3 protein-coding genes are annotated in these 1,783 nt (G+C 65.5%); 2 read left to right on the forward strand and 1 reads right to left on the reverse strand.

What is annotated here, in order from left to right:
- Positions 1–77: 77 nt before the first annotated feature.
- Positions 78–563 carry a hypothetical protein gene (locus MTF69_RS42585; protein ID WP_243342200.1) on the forward strand — a complete coding sequence of 162 codons (486 nt, stop codon included), beginning with the start codon at positions 78–80 and terminating at the stop codon, positions 561–563.
- 305 nt (positions 564–868) lie between these two features.
- Here MTF69_RS42585 and MTF69_RS42590 read toward each other — a convergent pair whose 3' ends face one another.
- Positions 869–1,033, reverse strand: coding sequence for a hypothetical protein (locus MTF69_RS42590; protein WP_243342201.1), 165 nt, complete (start codon positions 1,031–1,033; stop codon positions 869–871).
- Positions 1,034–1,224: 191 nt separating this feature from the next.
- Between MTF69_RS42590 and MTF69_RS42595 the strand changes: the two genes are divergently transcribed.
- Positions 1,225–1,533, forward strand: a complete 309-nt coding sequence (locus tag MTF69_RS42595; protein WP_243342202.1) for a hypothetical protein — start codon at positions 1,225–1,227, stop codon at positions 1,531–1,533.
- The last annotated feature ends 250 nt before the right edge of the window (positions 1,534–1,783 follow it).

Below are 1,783 nucleotides of genomic sequence, written 5' to 3' on the forward strand. Positions count from 1 at the left end.
CATCGTCCGCGGCTACTTCGGCGGCCCACACGTCCGCTACGTCCTGGACGAGAACCCCATGAGTTTCTGATCAATACGTGCTGGAGCCACATGTTGCTTATGCGACCGCCGAGAACGGATACATCCCGATCGAAGCCATCGCTGAGCGCATCTACGGCAAGCCGTACAGCTCGCTGCGCGGATGCCAGCGGGACGACGAGCACATTGGAAATGACAGCGTGAAGCTCTACGAGCTCGCCTCCCAGGAGGACTACCTGCAGGCACTCGGCGACCTCGATGACGCCGAGATCTACCTGGGCCGGGACTCCCGCACCGGCGAGAGCGCCTACAAGACTGGCATGACGCAGCTGGACTACTGGCTGAGCATCCGCGTCGCCGACGAGAGCGCGCCGGCCACCGTCGAGGCCAACCCGCCGGCGACGCGAGACCTTGAGAACACCGTGTTCGAGGACCGATTCTTCGCCGATCGTGCCTTCTCGCCGTCGCTGAGGCTGGTCCTCGGCGACCTCATCCGCCGCGGCGAGTTGCCGCGCGGAGACTTTCTGTTCCGGCACTGGTGGTGACCGAAGCCACGGCTGAGTCCCGGACATCCGGCTCTGACGTCGCCAAGTACATCCTGCAGAAGCACGCCGTGAGCGAGCTCGACCGACCGGCGATGACCGCGATGAAGCTCCAGAAGTTCGTTTACTACGACCTGCCTGGCACCTCGCCTGGAAGGGCAGAGCTCCCTTCCCGGAAGCGATCCAGGCACCGTACGCCGAGGACTCATAACCCAGAGGTCGCACGGTTCGAATCCTGCCCCCGCTACCAACGCACCTGCTCCCTCGATGTGATGTTGAGGGGCCGGAAGCATGCGGGGCGACCGGCGTCACGGCGCAGGCGAGACCGCCTCGATCGGGCAGGACACGATGCGCATCTGCGCGCCGTCGTACTGCGCGACCTCGCCCGGCAGGATGAGCAGCCCCAGCTCCCCGTCCTGCCACGCCGCCCCGATCCGGCGCACCTGAACGGCTGGCCCGCGCGCGCCAGACATGACGGCACGCCTTCATCACCGACAGCCTCGACGCCAAAGTCCCGGAAGCTGCGCCTCGACTGGCAGGAGCAACAGACCACCACCTAAGGGAACGTTATGTGCTGCTCGTGTTCGGGTCGGTTGCCGAGCGCCGGACCGAACAACTCCCCCCTGCCACACTGGTGCCCCGTTGTCGGACATGAGGGGACCCAATGCTGTACTGCTCGACCGAAGCTGCAGTGCTCACGCCGGATGAGAAGGCGCGCTTGGAGCAACTCCCGGACGCCGCATACAAGGTGGACCTGGAGGTGGAGTGCCTTCTTGTCGACGGCCACGCTGGCACACATGTGGGCCTGGCGCAGTCGCAGGACCACGCCTTTGACGATCAGACGCATTGGTGGTTGCAGTGGAGTGCCGAGGGCGGCCGGGAATGGACGCATCAGACGCTGTGTCCGGCCGAGAGTGGCGATGCGGTTTGCCTACTTCCGGTCGCGCACGCTGGCGACCATCACTGGGGCTGACCGACGGAGAGAAGCCCCGTATCCGGAATCTTGCTCTGTCATATGCCTACCATCCCGCCTGCCTGCGGGTTTACGGTGTGGCTCCGGCCTTGACCATCCCGGGCTCGTCGCCCTCCCGGCTCCCCACGGGAGGGCTGCCGCGCGCCTACCTCAGGACCGGTGCCGGATTCGGTCTAGTGATCTGGTTCGGAGATGCGCGAGCAGTAGCGGCAGATGCGATCGAGGATCTGGTCGGCGGTCTTGGTCCACT

The organism is Streptomyces sp. AP-93, from assembly GCF_022808175.1.
In the GTDB taxonomy this organism is placed as follows: domain Bacteria; phylum Actinomycetota; class Actinomycetes; order Streptomycetales; family Streptomycetaceae; genus Streptomyces.